The organism is Planctomycetota bacterium (genome assembly GCA_026387035.1).
Classification (GTDB): Bacteria; Planctomycetota; Phycisphaerae; order FEN-1346; family FEN-1346; genus JAPLMM01.
In genome coordinates this window covers 21,107-45,513 of the sequence record JAPLMM010000004.1, presented here as the reverse complement: position 1 = coordinate 45,513, position 24,407 = coordinate 21,107, and the positions used below count along the sequence as shown (strand labels likewise).

Here is a 24,407-nt window from a genome sequence, read left to right as displayed (position 1 = left end):
GCTTGATCCGTCACCAGCATGCTCCGCGCCCCACAACGGACACATTTATAAAGTTTAGCTTCATATCGTCATTGTGAACGACCACCCCACGCGCATCATCCTAGATGACGCTCCGCTTCGTGAAGACTTCGTCCCGGCCGACCTGATTGCTCGCGACACGCAGGCAAGGCTCATCGAGGCACGCCTCGAGCCCCTGCGGAGCGGCCGAAAGCCGGTCCACCTCTGGCTGCATGGAGTTCCGGGATCGGGCAAGACAGCCACCGCAAGGGCGGTGCTGGCCCGGATTCAGCGAGAGACCGCAGTGCCCTGCCTGGTGGTCAACTGCTGGGTCAGGGACACCCTGTACGAGATTCTGGACCAGATCGTCACGGAGTTGAAGATCTTCCGCGCCGAAGAACACCGGTCCAGCGTGAAGATGGAGAGGTTGCAGCGTCACCTGGGCAACCGCTGTATGATCATCCTGCTGGACGAGATAGACAGGATCGCGCCCTGCGAGCGGGCCAGGGTTCTGTACAGCCTGGACGCCATCGGCAACACTGGCCTGATCTGCATATCCAACACCCTCGGCGCCCTCTGCGAGTTGGAAAAACGGATCGTATCGAGGATCAACCCCCGGACGGTCAGTTTCGAACCCTATTCAGCGGGAGAGGCCGTCGAGATGCTCACACGAAGGGCGGAACTGGCACTCGCTCAGAACGCGTGCCCGGCTCACCTCACAAAACGCATCGCGGCCGTAAGCAACGGTGATGCCCGCGTGGCGATTCAAACGCTTAGGAACGCGGCAGAGGCGGCCCAGCAGGCGGGACACGAGGCCATCATGCCGTCCGATGTCTCCGCCGGCTGGAACGATGCCCACGCAACCAGGTCCGGCCAGATGCTCGCCAACCTGACCGAGGATCACAGGATGCTCTGCCAGATCGCGCGCCAGCAAAAGGAAGTGCTCTGCACCGCCCTCTGGGAGACCTACCTGGACCGTTGCAGCCAGGCGAACCGCAAACCCATTGCTCCACGAACGTTCTCTGCCTACGTCAACCAGCTCGTTCGGCTTGGTCTGCTGACCTGTGAGCGAGCACGGGTGAAGGGGAACGTACGACTGCTAAGGGCCGACAAGTGACGCACTGACTTTGCCGCGACTCAACCGCCCGATTGCGGTCATTCTCGCTCCTGTCTGCAGATGCAGGCCCAACCATGGCGACACCCTGAACTTCGGGTCGCTTGCCGCGCCGTGCGCACTGTTGCCTTCAATCTCTAATCTGCTCTCGGCGTTGTGCCTCGGCGTGCATGGCTCTGGCCCTGTCCTTAACCGACCACCCCTGGTGGGCTTTCTGCTGCAGACAGGAACCGCTCCGGCCGCGAGTATCCACACCAATCAATCAATTGAAGTACGGAGCCACGTTGCTTGACCTTTGGGCCTTACATGTAAGGCACTCTATTTAATAGCCTTCGCGAACTCGGGCATCAGCTTCCCTTCAGCCCTCTTCAGGTGCTCCCTGTAGGTCTGTACGGATACGCCCATCGCCTTCGCAAGCTTCTTCAGGTCTGTCCTCTTGGGCCACGAGTAATAGCCGTGCTCCAGAGCAAGCTCAATCGCCCTCTTCTGTTGGCCGGTGAGTTCCGGAAACAGGTGCATGACGTACACGTCCCGCACCTGCGCTTTTCTCAGACTCAAGACGCTCACTTCTTCGATGTTCCTGTTGCGCTTTTGCGCCAGGATAAATGCGTTGATCGCTCCCCTGTCCCAACTGGCCAGCCGCCAGTATTCATAGCCGTCCAGGTCCACTTCCACAGGCCTGACCATGATGAGCCTGGGATTGTAGAACGTGGAGGGTATCCTGTCTTTCCTCACTTCCGTGAGGAACACGGTGTCGCCGTCAGACTCCATGTGCCTGACCCTCGGGTCTCTGGCGAGGCTGTTTATGAATGACCTGACGTCGTCCGGCCTGCCATACAGGGTGTGAATCTGCGGCGCGTAGGTGATGCCGCGTTCCGTGTAAACGCTGAACGGCATTCCTACGCTCATCGTCCTGAACTGCCTGCAGCGGTTTCCCATGATGCAGTCGTGCCTTATCTTCAACGTGGCGACCCACATGTTTGATATTGGTGGCGCAAGGATTTAATAGGCGCATGGTGGTTCGCCCGCATCGCTTCGGCTGTGGTGTACGCCAGAAAGGCCCCTTGGCGCAAGCACAAATTTCCTGGCATCGAGGAACCGCCGGGCCTAGCATACAAGAGGCTCCTCTGTAGTCGCTGCAGGAACGCTACGGGCTTTCGAACAAGGTGGTTTCGGTCAGCAGAAACCGTGCCAGCATTTCGGCTTGGGGCGAACCGGCAATGGTCGGAAAGACGCGCCTACTCGAGATTGCCGACCGTTTCGGCACGCCGCTGTACGTTTACGATGCGGCCAGGATCCGCGGGAAACTTGCGCGGATCCGCAACACGATCCGGTACCGTCCCCTTCGGATACACTTCGCGGTGATGAGCAACGCCAACCTGGCCCTGCTCCGTCTGGTGCGCGGCTGCGGAGCCGGAGTGCACGCCTCCTCGCCCGGCGAACTCGCGCTGGCCCTGCGCGCGGGATTCAGTGCGGCAGAAATCGTCGTGACCGGATGCAACTTCACCGAACCGGAAATCAAAAAGATCGCCCGGGCCCGCTGTGCGGTCAACGCGGACTCCCTCGGGCAACTGGAAAAGTTCATCCGGATCGGCGGGCTTAGGGAGGTCGGGATCAGGCTGAATTCGGAGATGAAGTCGCCCAGGGGGGCCATCAACGTGGCCGCCGGCCGCAACTCCAGGCTGGGCGTGGACAAAGCCGATCTCCCCAGGGCCCGACGGCTCGCGGAGCGCAGCGGCGCGCGACTCGTCGGTCTGCAGATGTACAGCGGCACCAACATCCTGGACCCGGGACATTTTCTTCGAGAACTGGACGAACTCATAGCGGCGGCACGGGAGATTCCCGACCTCCGGTACGTCGATCTTGGCGGCGGCTTCGGCATCCCCTACAGGGAGTCCGAGCGCCCCTTTGACTGGCGTGCGCTGGAGATGCAGGTCTCTCCTCGCCTGCACACGCTTTCCCTCAAGAAGCAGGCGCCCGTGGAACTGAAACTCGAGCCAGGGCGTTGCGTGACCGGCGACGCAGCCGTTCTGGTTGCCAGGGTCGTGGACGTCAAGAGAAGAAGCGGCACGGTGTTCGTCGGGTGCGACACGGGCCTCAGCAACTTCGCGCGACCGTACGTCTACGGCCAGTTCCATCGCACCACGGTGATTTACAGGAAACGAACCCGAGGAAAACGCTGTCGGCTGGTGGTCTGCGGCAACACGGTGGCAGCCGGAGACATCCTGTCAGAGCCCATCCCCTCGGCCCCGGCGCCCCGCGAAGGCGATCTCGTCGTTTTCCGCGACGTCGGCGCTTACGGGTTCTCAATGAGCTCGCATTTCTGTGGTCGGCTACGGCCTGCGGAAGTCCTGGTCGACGGCAAGGCATTCAGGCTCATCCGCAAGCGGGAAGGGACGAAGAGCCTGTGGCACGGGCAGGAGGCGTGAGGTGGGCATCACACGGACAGGAACCGTGTCCGTTCTCGGCGTTGGCAGAATAGGTTCAGCGCTGGTCCAGGCGTTTCTGTCGCGCGGAATCCTGAGGAAGAAACAGATCATTGGAACGCACCACGACCTTCGCAGGGCACGACGGATTCGCCGCGCGCTCGGCATCACTGTAGTCACGGACAACAGAGCCGCCGTGGCCAGATCAAACGTGGTCCTCCTGTGCGTGAGGCCCCAACAAATATCTAGCCTGCTCGAAAAAATGGCAGACTCCATCCTGCCCAGACACACGGTGGTGTCCGTGGCCGTGGGAGTCCCGCTTTCGTGGCTGAAAAAAAGGCTGCCCCGGTGCGGCGGCTTGTTCCACGTGCATCCCCCATCCCAACTGACGACCGGAGCGGCAGGCATTTCCTTCCTCGCTCACCCGAGAGGAAGCCCCGCTGCAAGCCTTCGGCAGGTGACAAATCTCTTTCGCGGTCTTGGTCCGGTCGTCTGCGTACCGGAGAAGCAGATCGACGCCTGTGCCGTATTTGCCGGCTGCGGCCCCGCTTTCTGGGCACACCTGGGACTTACGTGGGCGAAACTCTGCGGCCGGTTTGGCATTCCGCCCTCCATTGCCAGGCAAATAGTGGCTGCTACGCTCTCGGGGCTGGCCAGGGGGACCGAAGGAGGAACCGCGAATCTCGAGCGGCTCATAGAGAACGTAGCAACCCCGGGAGGGATAACGGAAGCAGGCATTCGTTTTCTGGACAAGGCGCGGGTGGAGGACATCCTGAACGCGATGGTGGCACACTGTCTCGCCCGAATCGTGAGCATCCGGGGGCAATTCAAGTCGGCGTCGATGGCGAAGTAGAGTCGCTCATCGTGGATATTCGGGGGCCAGGATACCTATTTTTCGTGAATTCCCGATACGGAGGAGCGACTTCACGGCCCTGGCGACCACGCTGCGACTCCTCGTTTTGCTGCGAAACTCCGCCGCCTGCCTTCAGCCGAAAATCTCCGCCAGAATCAGGTACTGCGTCCCCCGAATTCCCGATCAATGTTAACAATGTGCAGTTGCGGCTTGCTCAATCTCCTGCATCAGGTCCAATAGGGGCTGGTGTCCTGGTTTCCATCGGAGCGCCTGCTTGCAGGATTTGGCGGCTCGGCGAAAATCACCCCGCGCAAGATAACACTCTGCCAGACCTCCGAAGGCCCAGGAGTTCTCTTGGGGGTCTCCACTCCTTATGCACATGTCGTACGCACTGATCGCCCCCTTCAGGTCACCTAGTTCAAAGAGCGCTTGTCCAAGACCTCGCCACAAGTACGCCTCCTGGGGCATGCGCTTGATCGCCTCGCGCCACAAGCGCGCGGCCTCTTTCCAGTCCTCCTGGTGCATCGCGACATTGGCAAGGCCTACGTAGGCCGCCCCCCAATCGGCCTGCAACTTTAGGCACTTCTCGTAGCACTCCTGCGCCTTTCCTAAATCTCCGAGGTCAAAGTATGTATCCCCAAGCCAACACACCGTGGTGACATCATCCGGCCTCTCCTGAACCGCTTGTTGAAGTTGGGCAACAGCCTCTCGTGCCCGACCGGATTCTTTAAGGTATTTCCCGTAGCAGGCCAGCACGATAAAATCGTCATGCGCTTTCTCCATAGCGACAGCAAAGAGCCTCTGGGCTTGCGCCTTCTCTTTGGCTGCATGATAGAACATAGCTGCCTTAGCGACGGTTCTGGCATCCCACTGATCCAGGTTTGAAACCATCCCGATCGTTCGGAGAAAGTTTTTGTGACGACGGGACCAGCCTGCTTCAAAAGCTAGGTCGCGAATAGCCCCGCCTTGATCCAGGTGAAAGAGTCGTTGGCAAACAGTAGCTATGCCCAGACGCACGTACCACCACATGCGGTCAAGCATGGAACCGATCCTCTTGCCTAACATGGTCCTCTTTTGGGTCTGACTTCACCTGGACGGTGGTTTCGTCTTTTCCGTATTCTGCACCAACCCCGCCGCTCCACCACCACCACCATTCATTTTCTTTAGCCATTGCTTCGCTTCTCTTTACGCTTCCGCTTGTCGTCTCACGTCCTTTGCCGCACACTTTGCTTGCATGCGCTGCATTTCATTTGCCCAGTTAATATCGAGGCGTCGGGAATTCGTACCCCTACTCGTAGTACGGGTTGTTTTCCGGGCATTCTTTCGCGGTGCTTGCTGGCACCTCCGGCCCCACTGGTGTTTCAACCTCCGCCGGTGGCGGGTTTCCCGCACCCTGTTGCTTCCAGGGCAGATTTGAACTGCCGTCATCTTGTGCAGGTCCTTTTGGTGGCAGTCCTTCTTGCGGGGGGCCCTCTCGCCGCCTTCTCAACTCCTCCTCTCGCTGACGGGCTTGGCGCTCCTGGGCCGTCTTGCCGCCGCGCACCACATCACCTGGTCCATCGTCATCAGGCCAGTGGCGCCAACTATAGTTGTATTCGTACTTCTTTTCATAGTCGTATTTCTCCTCTCTCGCATAATCCTTGTAGGTGTCGGCCGGTTGCTCGGGGTCGTTGCCTATAAGTTCGTTTATGCCCCAAGAAACCAGACCACCCCCAACGACAACCTTCGCGATCGTTGATGCGGCCTTTAAAGCCCCCGGCGGCATATCTGGACTCCCGCTGGGGTCGGGCCTCCCAGGCGAGTACTGCCACTCTCCGCCATGTCCGATGTTTCCGATCTGCCTGGGCGTGTCCATCATCCGTGCCAGCGCATGCTGGGCAATCGCGAGCGTTCCCGCCGAAACATACAAAGGCAAGGTGCGCGCAGTAATTGCAACCTTGTCCGCCTTGGCGGCCATGAGACCTATATGTATATCTCTCAATGCCGCCTGCTCCGCTACAGAAGATGATGTCCTATGCGCTTGCAGGATGGCGGCCTCGGTCAGGATAACTCCTGTCCCCACAATACCGACTACCACGGCAGCCTCAGGGTTGGCGGCGATCACAACCGTCGCGGTGGTGCCTACGTCCACGAGGCCCAGCGGATCTAAAGCGATCGTGGCGCGGCTTCGGCAATACTCATACAAACTCATCCCATCGGCATAGCCCGCCGGGTCGCGGGTGATCCAGCCGAAGTAGGGATGATAGTAGCGATTGCGGACGTGGTAAAGGCCGGTCTCGTTGTCACGGTAGTAACCGCAGAAGAGGATGTTGTTGTCGTAGGAGGAGGTGCCGCGCGTCTCGGACCAGTCGTCGTCGTAAATGGTCATTTTGCCGTACGGGTCATAGACGTAGCGCTCCAAAGGCGTGCCGTCCGTGGCGAGTAGCGCGGTCACGTTCATATTCGCGTCATTCGCGTAATAGAGCCGCTCATCATCGCACAGGTCGTCCGAGTCGGTGTTCTTGTCGCGCAGCACCGGGGCATCCATGTAGCGCAGGGACCAGACGTACTGGTATTCCGGTTGGAGGGTTTGCGGTTCGGTGTTTTCGCTCGTCGAGAGGCGCGTCTCCAGGATCTGCCAGCCTGCGTTGTAATAGAAGTGGCGGAACTCATCAAAATCATCGTCGGTGTCCGTGTTAATGAACACCTTCGCCCGACGATTCAGGGCGTCGTACTCGTACCGCGCGATCACGGTTTCCCCCGCTCCGCCACACGGTCTACGCTTCATCGCTGATGCGCTGCAACTGGACGCCACATCTGGGGCAAAACCGCAGACTCCGGCTACGGCGCGTCAGTTCGTCGCAGGACTCACACCACCACCGATAACGCCGCTCCTCAGGGATTTTCACCCCACACCACCCGCAATAGGTCGGGGCCACCATCTCCCCCAGAAACTTGTCGCACGCCGGACACCGCCAGTTCCTTACATGGAAAACGCCTGCAAGGGCAATGAATACAAGCCACCCCGCCCCGAAGGCTATAACCAGACCCAAGAGGTCCTTCCCACTTTCAAGTTGGAGAACCAGAATAAGAACCCAGCCTGCAGACATATAAGCGACTCCGATGGCAAACATCCAAATGAGGCGTCTGCGCCGTCGCGCGAACTCCTCTAGAACGCGTTCATCCGGCGGTGGGCGCTCGCCTTCCGCGACGGGGACAGCCATCTTTCCTCTCCCGCACTTGCACTGTGTCAGCCGGTGCGTCCTGGTCAGATCAACTACACCTCATGGGGACAAGGCACTGACTATCGCTACGGCGTTTCAGGAGAAGGCCTGCCCGATTCGTCTCGGTGCCTCGCCAGGATACCACGCGCGCGCAGATTGGCGCGGCTCGCTTCACCTTTTCGTCCCTGGACGTCCAGAACATGTGCATATTCTTCAAGTAGCGGCACGAGGTCCAAGGCGTGGGTGCCGAGATTGGATTCCGCAATCCCGATTGCCCGCGCGAGGCATTGCTCAGCCTCCGTCCACCTGCCCTGCTTGGAGTACGAAGTTGCTCTATTGTCCCACACGTTGATAAGGCCGGGATCCTCCGACCTCCCGGCCTTGTCAGCCATGCTTATTGCTTCTTCGAACAACCCTTGGGCGGTCGTATGGTCGCCCTCCAGCGAGGCCACCATGCCCAGATTGCTGGTCGTAGCCACCAGGCGCATGTCGCCCGGCGGGAGGGCTTCACGGCACATGTCCAAAGCGCGCCGGTAGAGCGCCCGCGCTTCCGCGTAGTTTCTTTTCCTGGCCATCATCCACGCCAGCCGGCCTATGACATCGGCGGTATTCAGACGGTCTTCGCCTTTTGTTTGCTCCGATGTGACGAGGGCCGCCCGCAGGTTCGCCTCGGCTTCCACATCCTCTCCTTGAGCCTCATGCGCTGAGGCAAGCGCAAGGAATGCAGCAATGCAGTCCTCGTCGCTGTCCAGTTCGATCGCGCGATCGAGTGCGCCCCTGAAGCAATTCTCAGCCTCCTGATAACCTCCCTTGGCATACTCGCGCTCACCCATGCGAAGAAAACCTTGGCTCGACAGGCGCCCAATGCGGAAGTGGAGGTGCAGCGTTCCAGTAGCGAACAATACAACAACCGGCGCAAAGACAGTCACGACTACACCGGCAAGCAGCATCCACTTCCGCATCCGCTTGCGTTTTGGCAGCGCGGTGTTCGCTGCTTCCGTCACCGTCTCTCGCCTCGTTTCTTCCATTGGCGGCACTACCTGCTCAGTCAGGCCCTGCTCAGTCAGGCCACGAATAAATCTTGACCTCCACACCAGGCCCACCAACCACATGCCCTGATCCTACAGGGAGTGCGCCCGCACCTATCTCTACTGCGCCACCATAGGACCGCGTTTTGCCATCCATCGATTTTGTCCCCCCAAGAACACCTCCCAGCGTCACCCCCACGCCGACGTTCCCGCCTCCATTGCCGTGCCAATAGGAAAACGTACTACTCTCGGGAGCTATATCAAGCATTGATCGCTCGCGACGGACAACGGACACCCCGGAATGGAAGCAGGCGCTGGCCGAAGGGGAGCCTCCGCCGAGGCCGGGTTCTACGTACCAGCCGACCTTGAAGCCTGGGCCGTCTGCTCTCGTAGATACACGGAGGCCAATGTTAAATGTGTTGGCAATACCGGCTGATCCCTCAAGACTCAGCGCCCATTCGCCGGAAACCCACGTTTCGGTGTACGTAGTCTCCTGCTCGTATTTCGCATCCCACATCGCTCTCGCTTCTGGACTCATTTTGAGATGCTCTTCGGCGGCGCGGGAGACTTCTGAGTTCAAACCACTGAGAAGCTCAGCGTAGGGCGCATCTTTTCCCCAGAAGGGGTTGCCATAGTCTTTCAGACCTTTTTCCCAATCAAACTGGCTTTGGCCCGTGCTTCGGTTCCGCGTGTCAACACCGCCCGACTGCGGATACTTCTCCCGCAGCCGCCGCGCCAGTTGCGCCTGCTCTTCTTTCGAGAGGCCCTTCGCCCGCTCCTTCAACTCGTCCACGTCCTTGATCCGGCCGTTCTCAAGATCGCCGATGACCTGGTCGGCGGAATCCTTCGCCGTCTTCGACCCGTCGCCCTCCGCCGCCGCGCCCGGCTGGCCTGGGGCCGTGCAGAGACCCATCGCGTCCGTCACGCCCAGAGGTCCGCTGCGACAGTACTCATACAGACTCATGCCGTCGGCATACCCCGCCGGGTCGCGGGTGATCCAGCCCAGGTGAGGATGATAATAGCGGTTGCGGACGTGGTACAAGCCGGTTTCCCAGTCGTGGTAGTAGCCGCAGAAGAGGATGCTGTTATCGTAGGAAGAAGTGTTGCGCGTCTCCGACCAGTCGTCGTCGTAGATGGTCACTTTGCCATAGGGGTCATAAACGTACCGCTCCAAAGGCGTGCCGTCCGTGGCAAGTAGCGCCGTCACATTCATATTGGCATCATTCGCGTAATAGAGGCGCTGGTCGTCGCACAAATCGTCCGTGTCGGTGTTCTTGTCGCGCAGCACCGGCGCGTCCAGGTAGCGCGCCGACCAGACGTACTGAACCTCCGGCTGGAGGGTTTGCGGTTCGGTGTTTTCGCTGTCGGAGAGCCGCGTCTCCAGGAGTTGCCAACCGAAGGTGTAGTAGAAGTGCCTGAAGGAATCGAAGTCGTCGTCCGTGTCGGCGTTGATGAACTCTTTGGTGCGGCGATTCAGGGCGTCGTACTCGTACCGCGCGATCACGGTTTCCCCCGCGTCCGGCTCGCCGTCGGCGTACTCATCTTCCCGATATCCCTGTCCTTCAGGGATGGACCACTACGTCTTGGCGGGCCAAGCAACTCGCCAACCCGGAAGCAGCCGTTCTCTGATGAAATTCAGCCGCTTAATCAATCTCTTCGCATTGTCAGCAGTTGGTTCGGCCTTCACCGGGAAGATATCATCGAGAGGCCGCCCATCAAGAATTGCCTTGGACCAATCATCCATCAATTGACAGTAAACCTCTAGAGCAGAAACAGGATCGCCTGCTTGGTCGAGAACCAAATAGGCCGTTGGTAAGTCACCTTCGACAACCCAAAGCCATTCGTCGGTTCCCCGTATCCGCTGGCCAAAATGGAAGAGGAACACCGCGACAACACCACCTACACCGCATCCTAGGTAGATGCGTTCAATTGGCGGACACCACTGAAAGCCCTGCAAGTAATCAGTGGCGTTATGCAGCATCTCCTTCAACAGGCGGGTTTCCTCAGCATCTTCCCCCGCAATATTCTCGGCCGGGATGAGCTTTTCCAAGTCTACATGCCGCATCATTGGCCACCCCCTTGGCTACGAGCACCCCATCTCTTGAAGTCCCCCTTGTCCATATGATCCTGCATGTGCTCGTCATGCGGCTTGGGCTCAATATTGCTCAGCTCGTCCGTGCCTCCATCGGCTTTCGCTGTCTTATGAGAAACGTCTTGGTTTTGACCGGTTTCTGGATCTTTTGGCCACTGCTGGCTGTTTTCCTCTTCCCATTCCTTCCTTATGGTCTTGCTGGACTTGCCCTCCTGACAGGGCTTTTCCGTATTCCCTTCGCCTTCATCGGACGATCCGCCAACTCGAGCCGACGGGCAGGACATCGCATTTTTAAGAATCCACCCGCCCACCACGGTCTCAACAACGCCTATGACGGTTAGTTTGGCTCCAGCCGCAGTCATGACAGCTCCAGGTGCGCCTCCAACGAGCGCTCCGACCCCAGTTCCGCCGCCGGGCTCCACCCCTGTACCAACCACTGCTCCTCCTTTTGCTCCAGCGGCCATCGTAGCCAATCCCGTACCCATCATGGCACTTCCGAACGCCGTGTCTGCAATTCCTTTCGCGGTCAATGCCGCTCCACCAGCCGCAGCAGTGCCGTGCCCCAGATTCCGTGCATCCCTCTCCAGTGGCGTGGTCGGTGGCGCCACCTCGGACATAGGAATGCCCGTCGCCGCCTCAACAACTCCCAGTGCGCACTGCCCGACTACACCGGCAGCCGTTTTAGCAGCATCCCGCAAGTCACCATACCCGATCATTCCGAATGGATCGTAACGCACGCAAGGGGCACAACCAACATACTCATAGAGGCTCATGCCGTCCACATACCCTGCCGGGTCGCGGGTGAGCCAGCCGAACTGGGTATGGTAGTAGCGGTTGCGGACGTGGTAAAGGCCGGTTTCCCAGTCAAGATAGTAGCCGGCGAAGAGGATGTTGTTGTCGTACGAGGAAGTCTCGCGCGTCTCGGACCAGTCATCATCGTAGATAGTCACCTTCCCGTAGGGGTCATAAACATACCGCTCCAAAGGCGTGCCGTCCGTGCCGATGAGAGCCGTCACGTTCATGTTGGCGTCGTTCGTGAAGTAGAGCCTTTGATCATCACAGAGATCGTCATCATCCGTATTCTTGTCCCTGAGGACCGGCGCGTCAAGGTATCTCACGCTCCAGACGTACTGATATTCCGGTTGAAGCGTTTGCGGCTCGGTGTTTTCGCTCGTTGAGAGGCGCGTCTCCAGAAGTTTGGCCACGACGATTTCCCCCGACTTGACTTCCGTAAGCCGGTTCCACGCATCGTACTTGCAGGCGTACGTGCTTGTCAAGGCCGTCGGCTTGGGGACGGTCGTCATGTTGCCGCGGGCGCTATAAGCGGGGTCGGCCCACTGGGTCTGCTGGGGATCGGCCTGTTCGGTGATGGCGTTGCCGGGGGTGGCGTTCCAGATCTCGTTGACGAGGTTGTGGGTGCGGTCCTGGTCCACCTCTTCCGTGCCGGTATCCGAGTAGTCGCCGTCGCCGTTGGCGTCGATCTGGTAATCGTTCCAGGCGCCTGTGGGGGAGAGGCCCCAGGCCTCGTTACGGACCTTGTTCGTGATGTCGCCGCCGGAGAGGGTGCCGCGGTCGTAGGAGGTCAGGCGGTTGAGGTTATCGTAGGCGTACTTCTCGTCTTTGCCGGTGGTGAGGGTGAGGTCCTTGGAGGTGCGGTTGGAGTTGCGGTCGTAGGTGTACTCGAAGCGGTCGAGGTCGGCCGGCGTGCCGCCGTAGTAGCGCCAGAGTTGCTGTTTCGTGCGGCCGAGGGCATCGAGGCCGGCGTACGTGCCGGCCGTCTGGCCCCAATGGTCGAGGCGGACGTCGGGCTGCGTGTAGTCCTCGACGACGATGCGGCCTGCGCCGTTATAGGCGTAGGCGGCATAGACGTTGGCGTCGTTTGCGCCGCGCGTCCAAGCCGAGGCGAGGGCGGTCGGCCGCGAGACGGCGTCGCCCAGGCCGGAGGAGTCGCCGGCGTCATTATACAGCGCATAGACCCGCCGGGCCGCGACGGCGCTTGCGGGTCGGACGAGGCAATTGGCGCCGACGCTGGGGTAATAGACGCTCGTCAGGCGCCGGCCGTAGGTATAGACGCCGCCGCTCACCGTCGTTGCGAACGAATAAACGACGCGGATGCTGTCGGCATCCGTGGCGCCTTCGTGTTCCTGGGACTCTCCCCAAAGGATGCCGAAGGCGTCGTTGTAGGTCCGATATACCTGGTTCAGGGGCGTGCCGGAGCAATCGTTCGTCGGGTAGGAGGTGAGAAGGTACATCCGGCCGATGTAGTAGGCGTAGGCGATGGACTGGACGGCGGTGTCCACGCCGCCGGCCTCAGTGAGACGCTGGGCGGTCAGGCGGCGCAAGGTGTCGTCGTAGTCGAAGGCGAGGGCGGGACGATCGTTCTGGCCGGCGAGTTTCTGGAGGAGACGCTCCGTGGGACGGCCGTCCAGGGCGTAGGCGGTCTGGGTGTTGTCGTCGGTGTCGTCGCCGTCGGGGTACTTGGTTTGCGTCAGGAGGCCCGCGTGGTAGGGGCTCCGCGTGGAATCGTAAAAGGTGTAGGTCGTGACCTGGTCGTCGGAGTCGGTGGTCCAGACGCCGCCCGAGAGGGTCGTATCGTCCTTGTCGATGTCGGCGATCTGCTGGACGACGTTGGAGAGGCCGTCGTAGCCCGCCAGGGTGGTCCGCTCGTTGGCGCCGCCCTGGTCCTCCTCGGTCTTGACGGTGCGGCCGAGATCGTCGTACGTGGAGCGCGTGACGTAGCCCTTGGGATCGGTGACGGTCCAGGGGCGGCCGGCAGCGTCGTAGGCGGTGGTGGCGACGAGGACGGAGTCGCTGCGGGCCGGGGGCGTAGAGCCGTAGTCCGGCGCGGTGTCCTCGTAGGTCCAGGCGGTCGTGTTCGTGCCGTAGGAGGCCGAGCCGGTCAGGCGGCCGTAGTCGTCGTACCACGAGTAGGCCCACGTCTGGACGTAGTCGGCGTTGTCGAGGCTGATGCCGTCGTTGTTGATCGTGGTGCCGTCGGTTTTGACATGGTTGGCCGCGAGGGTGAGGGACTTGGTGGGGTTGCCGGTGCTGTCGTAGGTGGTGCGCGTTAGTTGGATGACGCCGTCGTCGCCGCCGCTCGTGGCGCCCGGCTGCGGGTCGCGGTACTGGAACTCGCCGCTCGCGTACTTCGTGGTCTCAAGTTCCTTGAGGGAGCGGCTTTCGGTCTGACGGCCGGCGCCGTCGTAGGCGTACTCGGCGGCACCCTGCCCGGGGCTGGTCGAGGCGACGAGGCGGGAATTGAGGTCGTAGTACTGGTCGGCCTTGACGTAATCCCCCGGGCCGTAGGCGACGTTATGGACGCGGGTTTGGTAGACGCGGCCCATTTCGTCGTAAGCGGTGGTCGCCAGGCTGGCGCGTTTGTCGTCGGTGGCGTTCTGGGCGTAATCGTCGTCGCCGAGGACGTTGGACCAGCCGCTGCCGAAGTTCGTGGTGTTAGAGAACTGAGCGACGGCGACGGTGCGGCCGAGGTTGTCCACGTCCTGGACGGTGTAGGGGTTCGTTTCCGGCTGGAGGCCGCGCAGTTGCCCGCGCCAGTTGTACCGGTAGATCGTCTGGACGTACTGGCCGGCGTTGTCGGCGTTGTAGTACTGGCGTGTGCAGGTGACGAGGCCGTCGCCGACGCCGCTCGTGCCGGAACCGGGCGTGGCCTCGTCAAAGAAGGCGGCGCTAGTCTTCTTGAGGGCGGGGTTGGTGGGGTCGGTGGCGTAGGTGGAGCCCATGTCTTGGCCCGTGCCGCTCACGCCGCGCTCGACGGACTCGACGCGCCCGAGGGCGTCGTAGTTGGTCTTGACGACCTGTTCGACGCTGCTCGAGGTGGCCGTGCCGCTGACGACGCTGATCGTGCGCGTTCGCCGACCCTGGGTGTCATGACGATGGAAGGTGCGGTAGTAGTTCGTGGTAAGAGTGCCCGTGCCGCTCGTGGGGATGTCGTGGTAGCGGTCCACGCTCTCCAGGAGCGAGGTGGTCGAGTTGTAGGCGTACCGTGTCCAGGTGACGTAGTCGTCCTGGCCTTCGCCCGTGTCGCTCCCGGTCGGGAGGTGGGTGGTGGCGTTGTATCCTTCCGTCACGCCGGCCGGGTCGAGCGAGTACATCTGGAGGGTCAGGTCGTCCTTGTTGGTCTTCTCGACGCGGATGGGAAGCGCGGCCGTGTGGGTCGCGGTGCTCCAGCCCGGATAGACCCGCGTCTCGTTGTCCTTGTAGGCAGTGCAGACGAGCGTGCCCTTGGGGTCCTCGGCCTTGACCTCGCGGCCGAGGTCGTCGAACTCGCGCTTGGCGACGAGTTGCAGCGAATTGTTGTCGGTGTGCGTAAAGGGCGCATTGCCGCTCCAGTCAATCCACTTCGGCTCATTGCCATCGGTGATATCCGTCGGGAGATCGTCCGTCTCCACGTCGATCATCGTGTAGGCGAGGCCGCCGGTGTCCTCATGGTACGAGTAGTAATTGACGTACCCCTCGCCGTCCTGGGTCCAGCGCAGGCGCCCCCGGTCGTCGTAGTACTCCTTGGTGACGACGGAGACACCGGGGCCGTTCTGTTCAGAGGGGACCGCTTCGCGCGTGACGGTCTTTTCCTGCATTTGCAGATCGGTGCCCGAATCGTGGAACGTGTAGGTCGTGGTGATTAAGAAGCGGGCGGATTCGGTGGCTTCGGTCGTGGTGGCGGTGTGATACACGTACGTCTTCCAGGGGAGGTACTTCGGGCGATTGGCCGCCCCGTCGCCGTATTCGACGACTCGGAGATAAATCGCTGTGGATACGTTGGAGTTTCCCTGTTTCACCCTCTCTTTTATCAGATACCCATCGGCATTGTAGTCGTACACATAGACGACGCCGCTGCTCTGGTTCATGATGCTTGCGCTCGTCCAGGTGTCCTGCACGTCCAGGAAGGTCGTCACCTCGCCGGTCGTGTCGATGCAGGTGTGGGCCGAGGGCAGGCGCTTCTCGACGACCTGGTTGGCATTCTGGCCCGCGGTCTCGCCCATGACGAACGATTGGCACCAGTACTTCGGGGAACTGTCCGGGTTGTCCACGAAGACTTGCCGCAGCGTGAGGCGGTCCTTGTTCAGGCCGTACACCGTTCGCGTCCCGGCCTCCGTGTGGTCCTCGACGACGATCCGCTGGACGGCGTTCAGATCGTCCACCACCGAATTGTTCATGTAATAGTAGGTCCGCGTTCCGAGGTAGCCCTTGTAGTCCTTGCGGACCGTCTGGGACTTGGCAAACCCCGTCTCGTCGAAGTTCGAGCCCCCATACGTCCCCCCAAGGGCCGCCGTGTCGAAGGGCTCGGGGTAGTATTTGTACGTCACGTTGGCGTAGTCCTGGAGCGTCACCGAGCCGGTGACGACCCCGTCGTCGTCCAGTCCCAGGAGTTGGGCCGCCGTCTTGCTCCCGTCGTCCATAGCCTTTTTGACCGACGCCGGCGCCAGGACCATCTTCAATTGGTGGGCGCCGCCGTTGCCGTCGCCCTCGCGGAAATAGCGGTACATCGTGATCTGCTGGATGGAGAAGTCCTCGTCGTCGGATTGGGTCAGGTCGTCCGACGTCGCTCGTTTGAAGACTTCGACCATGATCAGGTCGCCGTCGTCCCCGCAGTCGGTCGAGTAGCCGCTGTCGCTCTCGTAATACTTGTACTTGACGCGCTGGAGGGTCCGAGGAGTTGGGGTGTCACCGTTTTTGACGTCGATCTGCCTGAGCCGGCCGCCGTTCGGGCCGCCGTCCACGTAAGAATAGACGACCGACCACCCCTGGCTGGTCGTGACCGAAGTGATCCGGCCGGTGGAGGTCTCGTCGTCGTAGGAATAGGTGAGCCAGTTTGTGCGATACTCCAGGTCGGAAGCACCATACCGATCGGTGCGGTATCGGAGAAGTCCTTTCTCGTTGTCCTCCCAATCTTCGCTGAAATCGCAGAAGAAGAACGTTTCGCCGCTCTGGGTGAGCGTTAGCCTGTAATAGCCTTTCCCGTCTATCTCGTCCGGAACCACCAATGTGGCGAGGTAATCGGGAGGCGGTGTGAACGTCTCGCCGTCATTGCTGGTAAAGACTCGCTTGCAGAGGTGGTCCAGATAGAGTTCGATGTTCTCCGATCCTTCCACTGGACTCAGGAAAGTCGTCAGCCACGTGCACTTCCAGCCGACGCCCTGGATGTGCGCCCCTTGCTTGAGCGCGCTGCTGTAGTGGCGTTCGTGGAACCAGGAGACCGTCACGCCTGGCAGAAACGCGTCCGTGGCGCTCTCCGTCACGGTCCCATCCGCAAGCACGATTGGCTCCGGTGTGTCGGATGGGTCCTGCTTTTTAGGTGGCACGCCGTCCGGCACATTTCCAGGCAGATCGGGGCATGCCCAGGTGCACGGCGACGCAATCGCCATTGCAAGGGTCGCGCACACCCATCCCAACGCCAGCCTGGCTGCAAAGGACCGCACCGTCCGACGGGAACTACCGGTTGCCTTCCGCGCGTTCATGTCAATCTCCCTGACCGGTTACTTTACCCTATTGCCGACCCGAAAGAGGACCGGGGCAAACGCATCGGCCCTCTTTTCACTCCGTCGTCAGCGCCTCGTAGCGCCTCACCGCCTCTTCGTCTCCCCGCGCCCTGGCTGCATCGAGTCGCTGCTTTAACGTCTCGGCATGCAGATCGGCGGCAACCGCCTTCGCGCGCTCGGCTCTCAGGTCCGCCTCGATCCACAATCTGCTCGTGTCGCGCCGAAGTTGTTGAACGCCTTTGGCGAAAACCTCGTCCTCGAACTGGTGCCCGAGACCGTCCAGCGTTTCTGTAGCCTTCTCGTATTTCCCGACGAACATGTGGCCACGAACGATCTCGTCCAGAACCTGGAAACGGACCGGTGCGGAGGCTGCCAGAGCCAGTGCCTGGTCCAACCATTTCTTGCCCCGCAAGGGAGACGGGAACAGCACCGATGGGACGACCGAGTCGGCGTGAGCCCGGGCGAGGAGCCAACCGGCCTGCGCGTCAGGGCTGCCCGCCGCAGTCTCAACCTGCCCGTCGAGGTACGCCTGCCAGGCCTCAATCCCCCCTGCTGCGAAACGCACATACGTCAGAATCTTCGCCACCCCCAGGCGCGGCTGGCCTGCGGGGTCAATCAACTTGGCCTCGACCGTCTGCCGCGTCTCCGGCGTTCCGAGTAGCGCGGCCAAGTGCATGTAGTAGTCCCACGGCAGACTGGCTGTGAGTTCCCCCTTCCTCACCTTCGTGGCGATGGCGGCCGCCATGGCCGGGTAGCCCTTGCCCTCGCCGGTCAGTTCATACACCTGCATCAACTCGCTGACGATGTTGAGCGCACCCACGTCGGCTCTTTCCCGCGCCTCTTCGGAACCGACTTCGGTTTCGTAGGCTTTCATCACCCATTCCCGCGCCTTCTCCTTGTTGCCGGCCGAGTTCCATGCCGCAACAATCAGCCAGCACACGTTCCAGCGGATTGGCTTCTCAGCGTTCAGAACCAGCCACCGCTGCTCGAAAGCCTTCAGCAAGGGAGCAGCGCTTTCAGGGCGCCCGTCGGCCACGACCCTTGCCAGTCTCGCCAGTTCGACGTCGCCGCCTCCCTTCCAGGAGTCTCCGCTTCCGAACCACGCGAGGACAACATCGGCAGCCCGTTTCCGGTCCAACGAGGCGAGAGAATCGATGAAAGCAGTGAGATTCCCGATCTCCATCACTGCGAGCTCCTCGTCCGACGAGGCAAACGTCGTCTGGAGTGCAGCCAGCCACCGCTGCCGCTCCTCGGGGGGGAGGTCCTCGCCCACCCGGGCGGCGAACACCTTCCACAGCACCGGCCCCGCTTCGCGCATCTTCTCGGGGTCGCCCAGGAGCGAGTCTGAGATGTGTTTGGCGATAAGGAGGCGGGCGGCTTGCAGAGCGCCTCAAGTTCCCCGAGGTTCAGCCCCACGAGGACCGCTTCGCTCCCGCCGTAGGCGTCGCGGATGCGCTGGGCCCACTCGATGCGAGATTCGCTCGTGAGGTCTTGTCTCAGGGGCGCCACAAGTTCGCGCCACGCGGCGCTGCCTATCTCGCGCGCGGCCTCGGGGGTCGAGAGGTACCGCTGCTGCACGTGTGCGGCCAGGCGCTGCCGCACCGAGCGGCCCGCGTCCCCCGCGGCTAAGAGGCTGTTCGCCAACGAGGCGAGCGCGTTGGGCGCGTACTCCTGCCATGCGCTCGTGCTCTCGGCCCAGACGGCCGCCACGGCATCGGCCTCCTTGTCGCCCAGGGACTTGAGCGCCGCCGAAAGGCCCTGAACGTCGCCCAATTCCATTGCGGTCAGTACGCCGGCGTCCTCGACGCAGGCCGCCCGCAGTTGCGCGGCCCACGCGGCCCGGCGCTCGTCGGAGAGCCATTTGGCAACGTGCCCCATCAGTTCCTTCCATTGGCCGCCGCCGACGGCCCGCACCGCCTCAGCGTCGGCGAGGTACGTGCTCTCGACGTGCGCGACCAAGCACTCGCGCGCCGCCCGACCGGCTTCCGTGTCTGTCGTCAGACGAGACGCCAGTTTCGAGGCGAGTTCATTCGGCTTGAGCGATCGCCAGGCCGTGGTGGCTTGAACCCAGGTGGCCAACGGCTCCTGCGCCTGCTTATCCCCCAACGCCTTCAGGGCGTCTCCCAGGCCCAGGACATCGTCGAGTTTCTGCGCGGCCAGCACCTCGGCGTCTTGGACGTAGGCCGCCCGCAGCCCGGCCGCCCACGCGCTTCGCTTCTCCTCCGACAGGTCCGGAACCAACCGGCTGGCCAGGTCGCGCCACTGGGCGGCCGACACCGACCGCGTCGCCGCCGCGTCGGCCAGATAGGCGGTTTCCAGATGCGAGGCCAGACGCTGCCGCGCCGACGCACCCTCTTCTTTCACCGCGGCCAGAGTTCCGGCCAACGAGACCAGGTCCGGCGGCTTCAGGTCGCGCCAGCCGGCGGTCTGGTCCACCCAAAGCGCCACGACCGCTACTGCGTTCTCCTCGCCCAGGGAACTGAGGGCCCGTGAGAGACCTTGAACATCGGCCAACTTCAGGCCCGCGAACGTCTCCGCGTTCTGGACGTAGGCCGCGCGCAGGCCGTTGGCCCAGACCGTTCGGTTCTCTTCGGACAAATCCGCCCCGAGGCGCCCGGCGAATTCCCCCCACTCGCTGCTCGAGACGGAACGCGTCGCCTCGATGCTCGGCAGAAACTGCTCCTGGACATGGGCGGCTACGCGTTGGCGGGCAACCTGGCCTGCTTCCTTGGAGGCCGCCAGGCTCGACGCGAGCGAAATCAGGCCCTTCTGGTCGAGCGCCTTCCAGCCCTTCGTCCGTTCCACCCATGCAGGGGGCACCGAGTCCGCCTGCGCGTCGCCGAGCGACTTCAGGGCGGCGGTGAGGGCCTGCACGTCGCCGAGCATCAAGGTCTCAAACGCCCCGGCCGCTTCCGTGAACGTGGCGCGGAGCGTCGACATCCACCGCCCCCGGTTCTCGTCGGGCAAGTCCTGTGCCAGACGCACAGCCAAGTCGCGCCAGCAATTGAGCGGGACCGAGCGCACAACATCAGGGTTGGCCAGGCACGTGCTCTCCACGTGCGACGCGAGGTGCTGCCGCGCCGATTGCCCTTGCTCCTTTGCCGACGCCAGGCTCCCGGCCAACGAAACCAATTCCGCGGGGTTGAGCGTCTGCCACGCCGTCGTGGTCTCCACCCACGCGGTGACCGGCCGGTGCGGCTGTTGGTCGCCGAGGGCCGCCAAAGCGCCCGAGAGGGCCTGCACGTCCCCCACCTTGAGGCCCTGGAGCGCTTCGCCATTGTCCACGTAGGCCGCCAGGAGATGCCCGCTCAACCGTTCGCGGGATTCCTCGGACATCTTGCCGGCCAGCACGCCGGTCAGGTTCCGCCAATCCCCAAGGGAGACGGACTTCATGGCGGCGGCATCGGCTGTGTACGTCTGCTCGACGTGGGACGCCACCTGCTGAAGGGCCGCCTGCCCCGTTTCCTTCGCCGCCGCCAGGCTGCGGGACAGCGAGACCAGGTCCCCCGGCTTCAGGGCCTGCCACGCCGTCGTGGTCTCCACCCACGCGGTGACCGGCCGGTGCGGCTGTTGGTCGCCGAGGGCCGCCAAAGCGCCCGAGAGCGTCTGCACGTCCGCCAACTTCAGACCGGCCAGTACCCCACCGTCCTCGACGAACGCGGCCCGGAGACTCGCCGCCCAAGAAGCGCGAGATCCCTCGGAGAGGCCGGCCGCCAACACCCCCGTCAGGGCCTGCCACTGGCCGGGTTTGACCGAGCGTGTCGCGTCCGGCTGAGCCAGGTACACCTCCTGCACATGGCCCGCCACGCGCTGGACGGCCGCCTGACCCGCTTCAGCGGCCATCCGCGAGAACGTCGCCAGTTGGCACAGGGTGTCCGTGGAAGACGACTTGTACTTGTCGGAACCTTCCACCCAGGTGGCGCAGATGAGCCCGGCCGCCTCGCGGCCACCTGCACCGACCAGAGCCCGGCAGGTCAGGATGAGTTCGGCCTCGCTCATCCCCACGATGGAGGCGGGGTCCTCCCGGAGGGTCCGTAGCACGGACACCGCCAGGACGCCCGGCGAGTCGGCTTCTTCGGCCAACCCACGGCTCGCGGCCAGACCGAAGACCACGAATGCCGAGAGGACGGCTGCCCAAAACGTGTTGGTGTGGCGGTTCATTGGACTCCCCTTTCTCTGGTGAGGACGCCCGCCGACGGGCGGCGCACTTCCTCGCTCAGATAGTTAGTGTCACGTCGAAGGGGGAATGTCACAGGGGGGCGGAAAATTTTTTTATGGCTGGGCTCGGCCAGCCTTCCGTGAGCCCGGTCGGGCCTTTCAGGCAAGGTGCCGCCGGCCCGACGGCGGAAGAAGAATCACGGAACCCGCCCGGAAAATCCCGCCGAACGAGCGAAGAGGAACGGGCCTCATGCGTCAGGAGGCGCGGGGGGCCGGTTGGCTACCCCGTTGCCATTTTGCTGCTCTTCAAGACATTTGCGCAGCCGCTGGCGGGCCCGCCGACACCGCTCACGGAGAGCGCTCTTGGGAGCATTAATCACCTCTGCTATTTGACGGTACTCGTTGTCCAGGAAGTACTTGAGCGTCAGCAGCCTACGATCCGCCGCGCTCAACTGGGAAAGCGCGAACCGTACCTCATCCCTCAATTCGACCTTCTCCGTCCCTTCGGCACCCTGTGTAGGCCGCGAGCCGGAACCCCCCGCTTTTGCAAACCCGGCCAACACGTTTCGTCGTCTCATTTCCTGCTGGCGGATCCGCCGGCATTTGCGCCGGGTGACCGTATAGGCCCACGTGGTGAACTTGGACTGCCACTTGAATTGCGGCAAGAGCCCCCAGATGGTCAGCAGGATCTCCTGAACAGCATCGTCCGCTTCGCTTGGAGGAAGCAGCGCCATAGCCCATCCACGGACGAGCGGCTCCAGGCATGGGCAGAGATCCTCCCAAGCTGCCCGCTCGCCCGCTTGGGCGCGGCGGATCAGTGGTTCCAACGCCACCTCGGCCCTTCCAGGCCGAGGACTCCCCCTTGCTTCTCCCACCCGGCCTCCCCCGGGCCAACCCAGTTGCCTCTACGGCGCCTGCACAGACGTGTCGGAGCGACAGGTTGGATATGAAGTCAAATCCGGCATTGTTCTAAGTAATGAATTGGAAAGGCTTTATTTTATCGCCTAGCCATCCGTTCGCAAGAACCGCCTCCGGCCTACGACGTGCCGTCACGTACAATATGACAACTCTATGTTACTCTACGGCCATCCTGTGGGAGCGCCTCTCAACCCCACGCCGTGGGGCCGGGGCCTGACACTTCCCCCACATCTGGAGCCTTCGGCGGCGACCGGAGGCGTGCCATCGAGAAGCACGACAGAGACGCATGGCTGTCCGGCTTGGCACGAGCGAAAAAATTCTTGTGGCCCACCTGTGACACAAGGCCTTGGAGATGACACTAATAAGGGGAAAGTGACCCGAACTACACCCGTTGCGAGGGACCGTATGCGCCCAGACCCGTCCAACGACGCTCGGTGGCCAGGGGGAAGCGGAGGAAGTCCGGACTGCGGGACCCGCCGGACGGCGTGCAGCCAGCGCGTTTCGGCGGACCGCGTCGTGCGGACGGCCCTCGGTCTTCTCTTGTTGGTCGCCGCCGCCCTGAAAACCCATCAGTTGGCCACGGAACCGGTGCCGGGCGAGGGGCTGCTTTCAAGCCGCGGGTTCCAGATCGTCTGGGTCGAGGGCGAGATCCTGCTGGGGTTGTGGTTGGTGAGCGGACTCGCGCGCCGCGCGGCGTGGGCGGCGGCGCTCGCGTGTTTTGTTGTCTTCGTCGGCGTGACCCTCCCAAAAGCCCTCACCGGAGCGGACTCGTGCGGCTGTTTCGGCGCGGTGAAGGTTAATCCGTGGTACACGCTCGTTCTGGACGTGGGCGCGGTCGGGGCCTTGACCACCTTTCGTCCCAACCTCAAGAGCCGGCTCCAGCCGCCGCCCCGGGTCCGTCTGCAACCGGTCGCTGCGGTCCTGATCAGTCTGGCGACCGGTGCCGCCGCCGCGATACCGATCCTGCGCTACGAACCGGCGATGCTGTCCCTCGAAGGCACGGTGGTCGGAGGAGGCCGACCGGTGCTCCTCGAACCCAAAGAGTGGATCGGCAAGCCCTGCCCGCTCCTTGCCCACATCGACATCGGGTCCCGGCTCGCCAAGGGCCAATGGATCGTCGTGCTCTACCACCACGATTGCCCCCACTGCCAGGAGCGCGTACCTCAGTTCGAGCAAGAGGCGCGGGAGCGGGCAGAGAGGATGAACATCGCCCGGACGGCCATGGTCGAACTAGCGCCGTATGCGCCGCCCGGCCGCTCGCTGCTCCCGGCCGGAACGCCGTGCGTCCTGGGGCGCGCAAGCGACGAACGGGACTGGTTCGTCGCGACGCCGACCCTTCTAGCGCTCATCGAGGGAACGGTCGTCGAGGCGGTGGTCGGTGAAGGCCGCCCGGGTCCAGCGGAAGCGGGGCTGGCCGTGTGGGGCGGCGCGGCGGGGCAAAAACCCGTGGCCGTCGAGGACGGCGAGTACGCCTTCGGTTTCGTCGAGCCGGGAAGCATCCGGAAGGTAGTCCTGGCGATCCGCAACCCGTCGGCGAAGGCGCTCACGATCCGGCGCGTCCAGTCCGAGTGTCTGTGCATGGCCGCCGAAACGCCGCGCGAGCCGATTCTCCCCGGCCAAACGGCGTCGGTCCGGCTGGTCTTCGTCGCGCCCAGGAAGGGCCTCCACTACGACAAACGGATCCTGCTTCACACGGACGACCCCGAACACGCCCTGATCCCGATTCGAATCCAGGCCGAGGTTGGGTTGGCGATGGAAGTCCGCCCGTCCCCCGTGGATTTCGGAGAACTGGCTCTGGGCGAGGAGCGCGAGGGGACTGTGACGATCCGCAACCGGGCCGCAAGACCCGTGCGCCTCATCTACAGCACATCCAGCGCGTCGGGATGCCTTGTCCGGGTCCCCCGGGAGGCCGTTCCGCCCGGGGGGGAACGGGCGGTGCCGACGGTCGTGCGCGCCCAGGGGCGCGGGCCGCAGAGCGTCACGATCTCGATCCACACGGACCTGGAGTCCCAGCCGTCGTTTGCGATTCCGGTGCGGTTCGACGTGGTCGAGCGGCCGCGCGTCGGCGGCCTGCCGAGCGCGGCGGCATCCGTGCAACTCCTGGAACCCGAGGGTTGACCC

General features: G+C 62.7%; 14 protein-coding genes. 4 read left to right on the top strand and 10 right to left on the bottom strand.

The annotated features are described in order from the left end of the window. The first annotated feature begins 73 nt into the window (after window positions 1–73). A complete protein-coding gene (locus NTX40_00245) occupies window positions 74–1,114 on the top strand; it encodes an AAA family ATPase (protein MCX5647521.1) in 1,041 nt (346 codons plus the stop codon). Window positions 1,115–1,429: 315 nt separating this feature from the next. Here NTX40_00245 and NTX40_00240 read toward each other — a convergent pair whose 3' ends face one another. Then, window positions 1,430–2,089 (bottom strand): helix-turn-helix domain-containing protein, encoded by a 660-nt coding sequence (locus tag NTX40_00240; protein ID MCX5647520.1) that lies wholly within the window; start codon window positions 2,087–2,089, stop codon window positions 1,430–1,432. A 242-nt stretch (window positions 2,090–2,331) separates the two neighbouring features. On the opposite strand from NTX40_00240, the gene NTX40_00235 reads away from it, so the two are divergent. Beyond that, window positions 2,332–3,540, top strand: coding sequence for a hypothetical protein (locus NTX40_00235; GenBank protein MCX5647519.1), 1,209 nt, complete (start codon window positions 2,332–2,334; stop codon window positions 3,538–3,540). Window position 3,541: 1 nt separating this feature from the next. Continuing rightward, complete coding sequence (locus NTX40_00230; GenBank protein ID MCX5647518.1) at window positions 3,542–4,390, top strand: NAD(P)-binding domain-containing protein; 849 nt, start codon at window positions 3,542–3,544, stop codon at window positions 4,388–4,390. Window positions 4,391–4,579: 189 nt separating this feature from the next. Here the strand turns inward: NTX40_00230 and NTX40_00225 are convergent, their stop codons facing one another. The 9 genes from NTX40_00225 to NTX40_00185 all read right to left on the bottom strand — a co-directional run bounded on the left by NTX40_00225 (window position 4,580) and on the right by NTX40_00185 (window position 22,195). Then, entirely contained in the window at window positions 4,580–5,431 is an 852-nt protein-coding gene (locus tag NTX40_00225) for a tetratricopeptide repeat protein (GenBank protein ID MCX5647517.1), read from the bottom strand. 247 nt (window positions 5,432–5,678) lie between these two features. Continuing rightward, on the bottom strand, window positions 5,679–7,121 hold the full coding sequence (locus NTX40_00220) for an RHS repeat-associated core domain-containing protein (protein ID MCX5647516.1): 1,443 nt from the start codon (window positions 7,119–7,121) through the stop codon (window positions 5,679–5,681). 558 nt (window positions 7,122–7,679) lie between these two features. Then, complete coding sequence (locus tag NTX40_00215; protein ID MCX5647515.1) at window positions 7,680–8,597, bottom strand: tetratricopeptide repeat protein; 918 nt, start codon at window positions 8,595–8,597, stop codon at window positions 7,680–7,682. Between the two features lie 55 nt (window positions 8,598–8,652). Continuing rightward, a complete protein-coding gene (locus NTX40_00210) occupies window positions 8,653–10,125 on the bottom strand; it encodes an RHS repeat-associated core domain-containing protein (protein MCX5647514.1) in 1,473 nt (490 codons plus the stop codon). Window positions 10,126–10,197: 72 nt separating this feature from the next. Next, window positions 10,198–10,689, bottom strand: a complete 492-nt coding sequence (locus tag NTX40_00205) for a hypothetical protein (GenBank protein ID MCX5647513.1) — start codon at window positions 10,687–10,689, stop codon at window positions 10,198–10,200. Then, on the bottom strand, window positions 10,686–16,988 hold the full coding sequence (locus NTX40_00200) for a hypothetical protein (GenBank protein MCX5647512.1): 6,303 nt from the start codon (window positions 16,986–16,988) through the stop codon (window positions 10,686–10,688). The genes NTX40_00205 and NTX40_00200 overlap by 4 nt, the downstream gene beginning before the upstream one ends. A gap of 277 nt (window positions 16,989–17,265) precedes the next feature. Beyond that, window positions 17,266–18,396 (bottom strand): hypothetical protein, encoded by a 1,131-nt coding sequence (locus tag NTX40_00195; GenBank protein ID MCX5647511.1) that lies wholly within the window; start codon window positions 18,394–18,396, stop codon window positions 17,266–17,268. Continuing rightward, window positions 18,393–21,371 carry a hypothetical protein gene (locus NTX40_00190; GenBank protein MCX5647510.1) on the bottom strand — a complete coding sequence of 993 codons (2,979 nt, stop codon included), beginning with the start codon at window positions 21,369–21,371 and terminating at the stop codon, window positions 18,393–18,395. The genes NTX40_00195 and NTX40_00190 overlap by 4 nt, the downstream gene beginning before the upstream one ends. A 245-nt stretch (window positions 21,372–21,616) precedes the next feature. Next, complete coding sequence (locus NTX40_00185) at window positions 21,617–22,195, bottom strand: RNA polymerase sigma factor (GenBank protein MCX5647509.1); 579 nt, start codon at window positions 22,193–22,195, stop codon at window positions 21,617–21,619. Window positions 22,196–22,802: 607 nt separating this feature from the next. Here NTX40_00185 and NTX40_00180 point away from each other — a divergent pair. Then, window positions 22,803–24,404 (top strand): DUF1573 domain-containing protein, encoded by a 1,602-nt coding sequence (locus NTX40_00180; GenBank protein MCX5647508.1) that lies wholly within the window; start codon window positions 22,803–22,805, stop codon window positions 24,402–24,404. The last annotated feature ends 3 nt before the right edge of the window (window positions 24,405–24,407 follow it).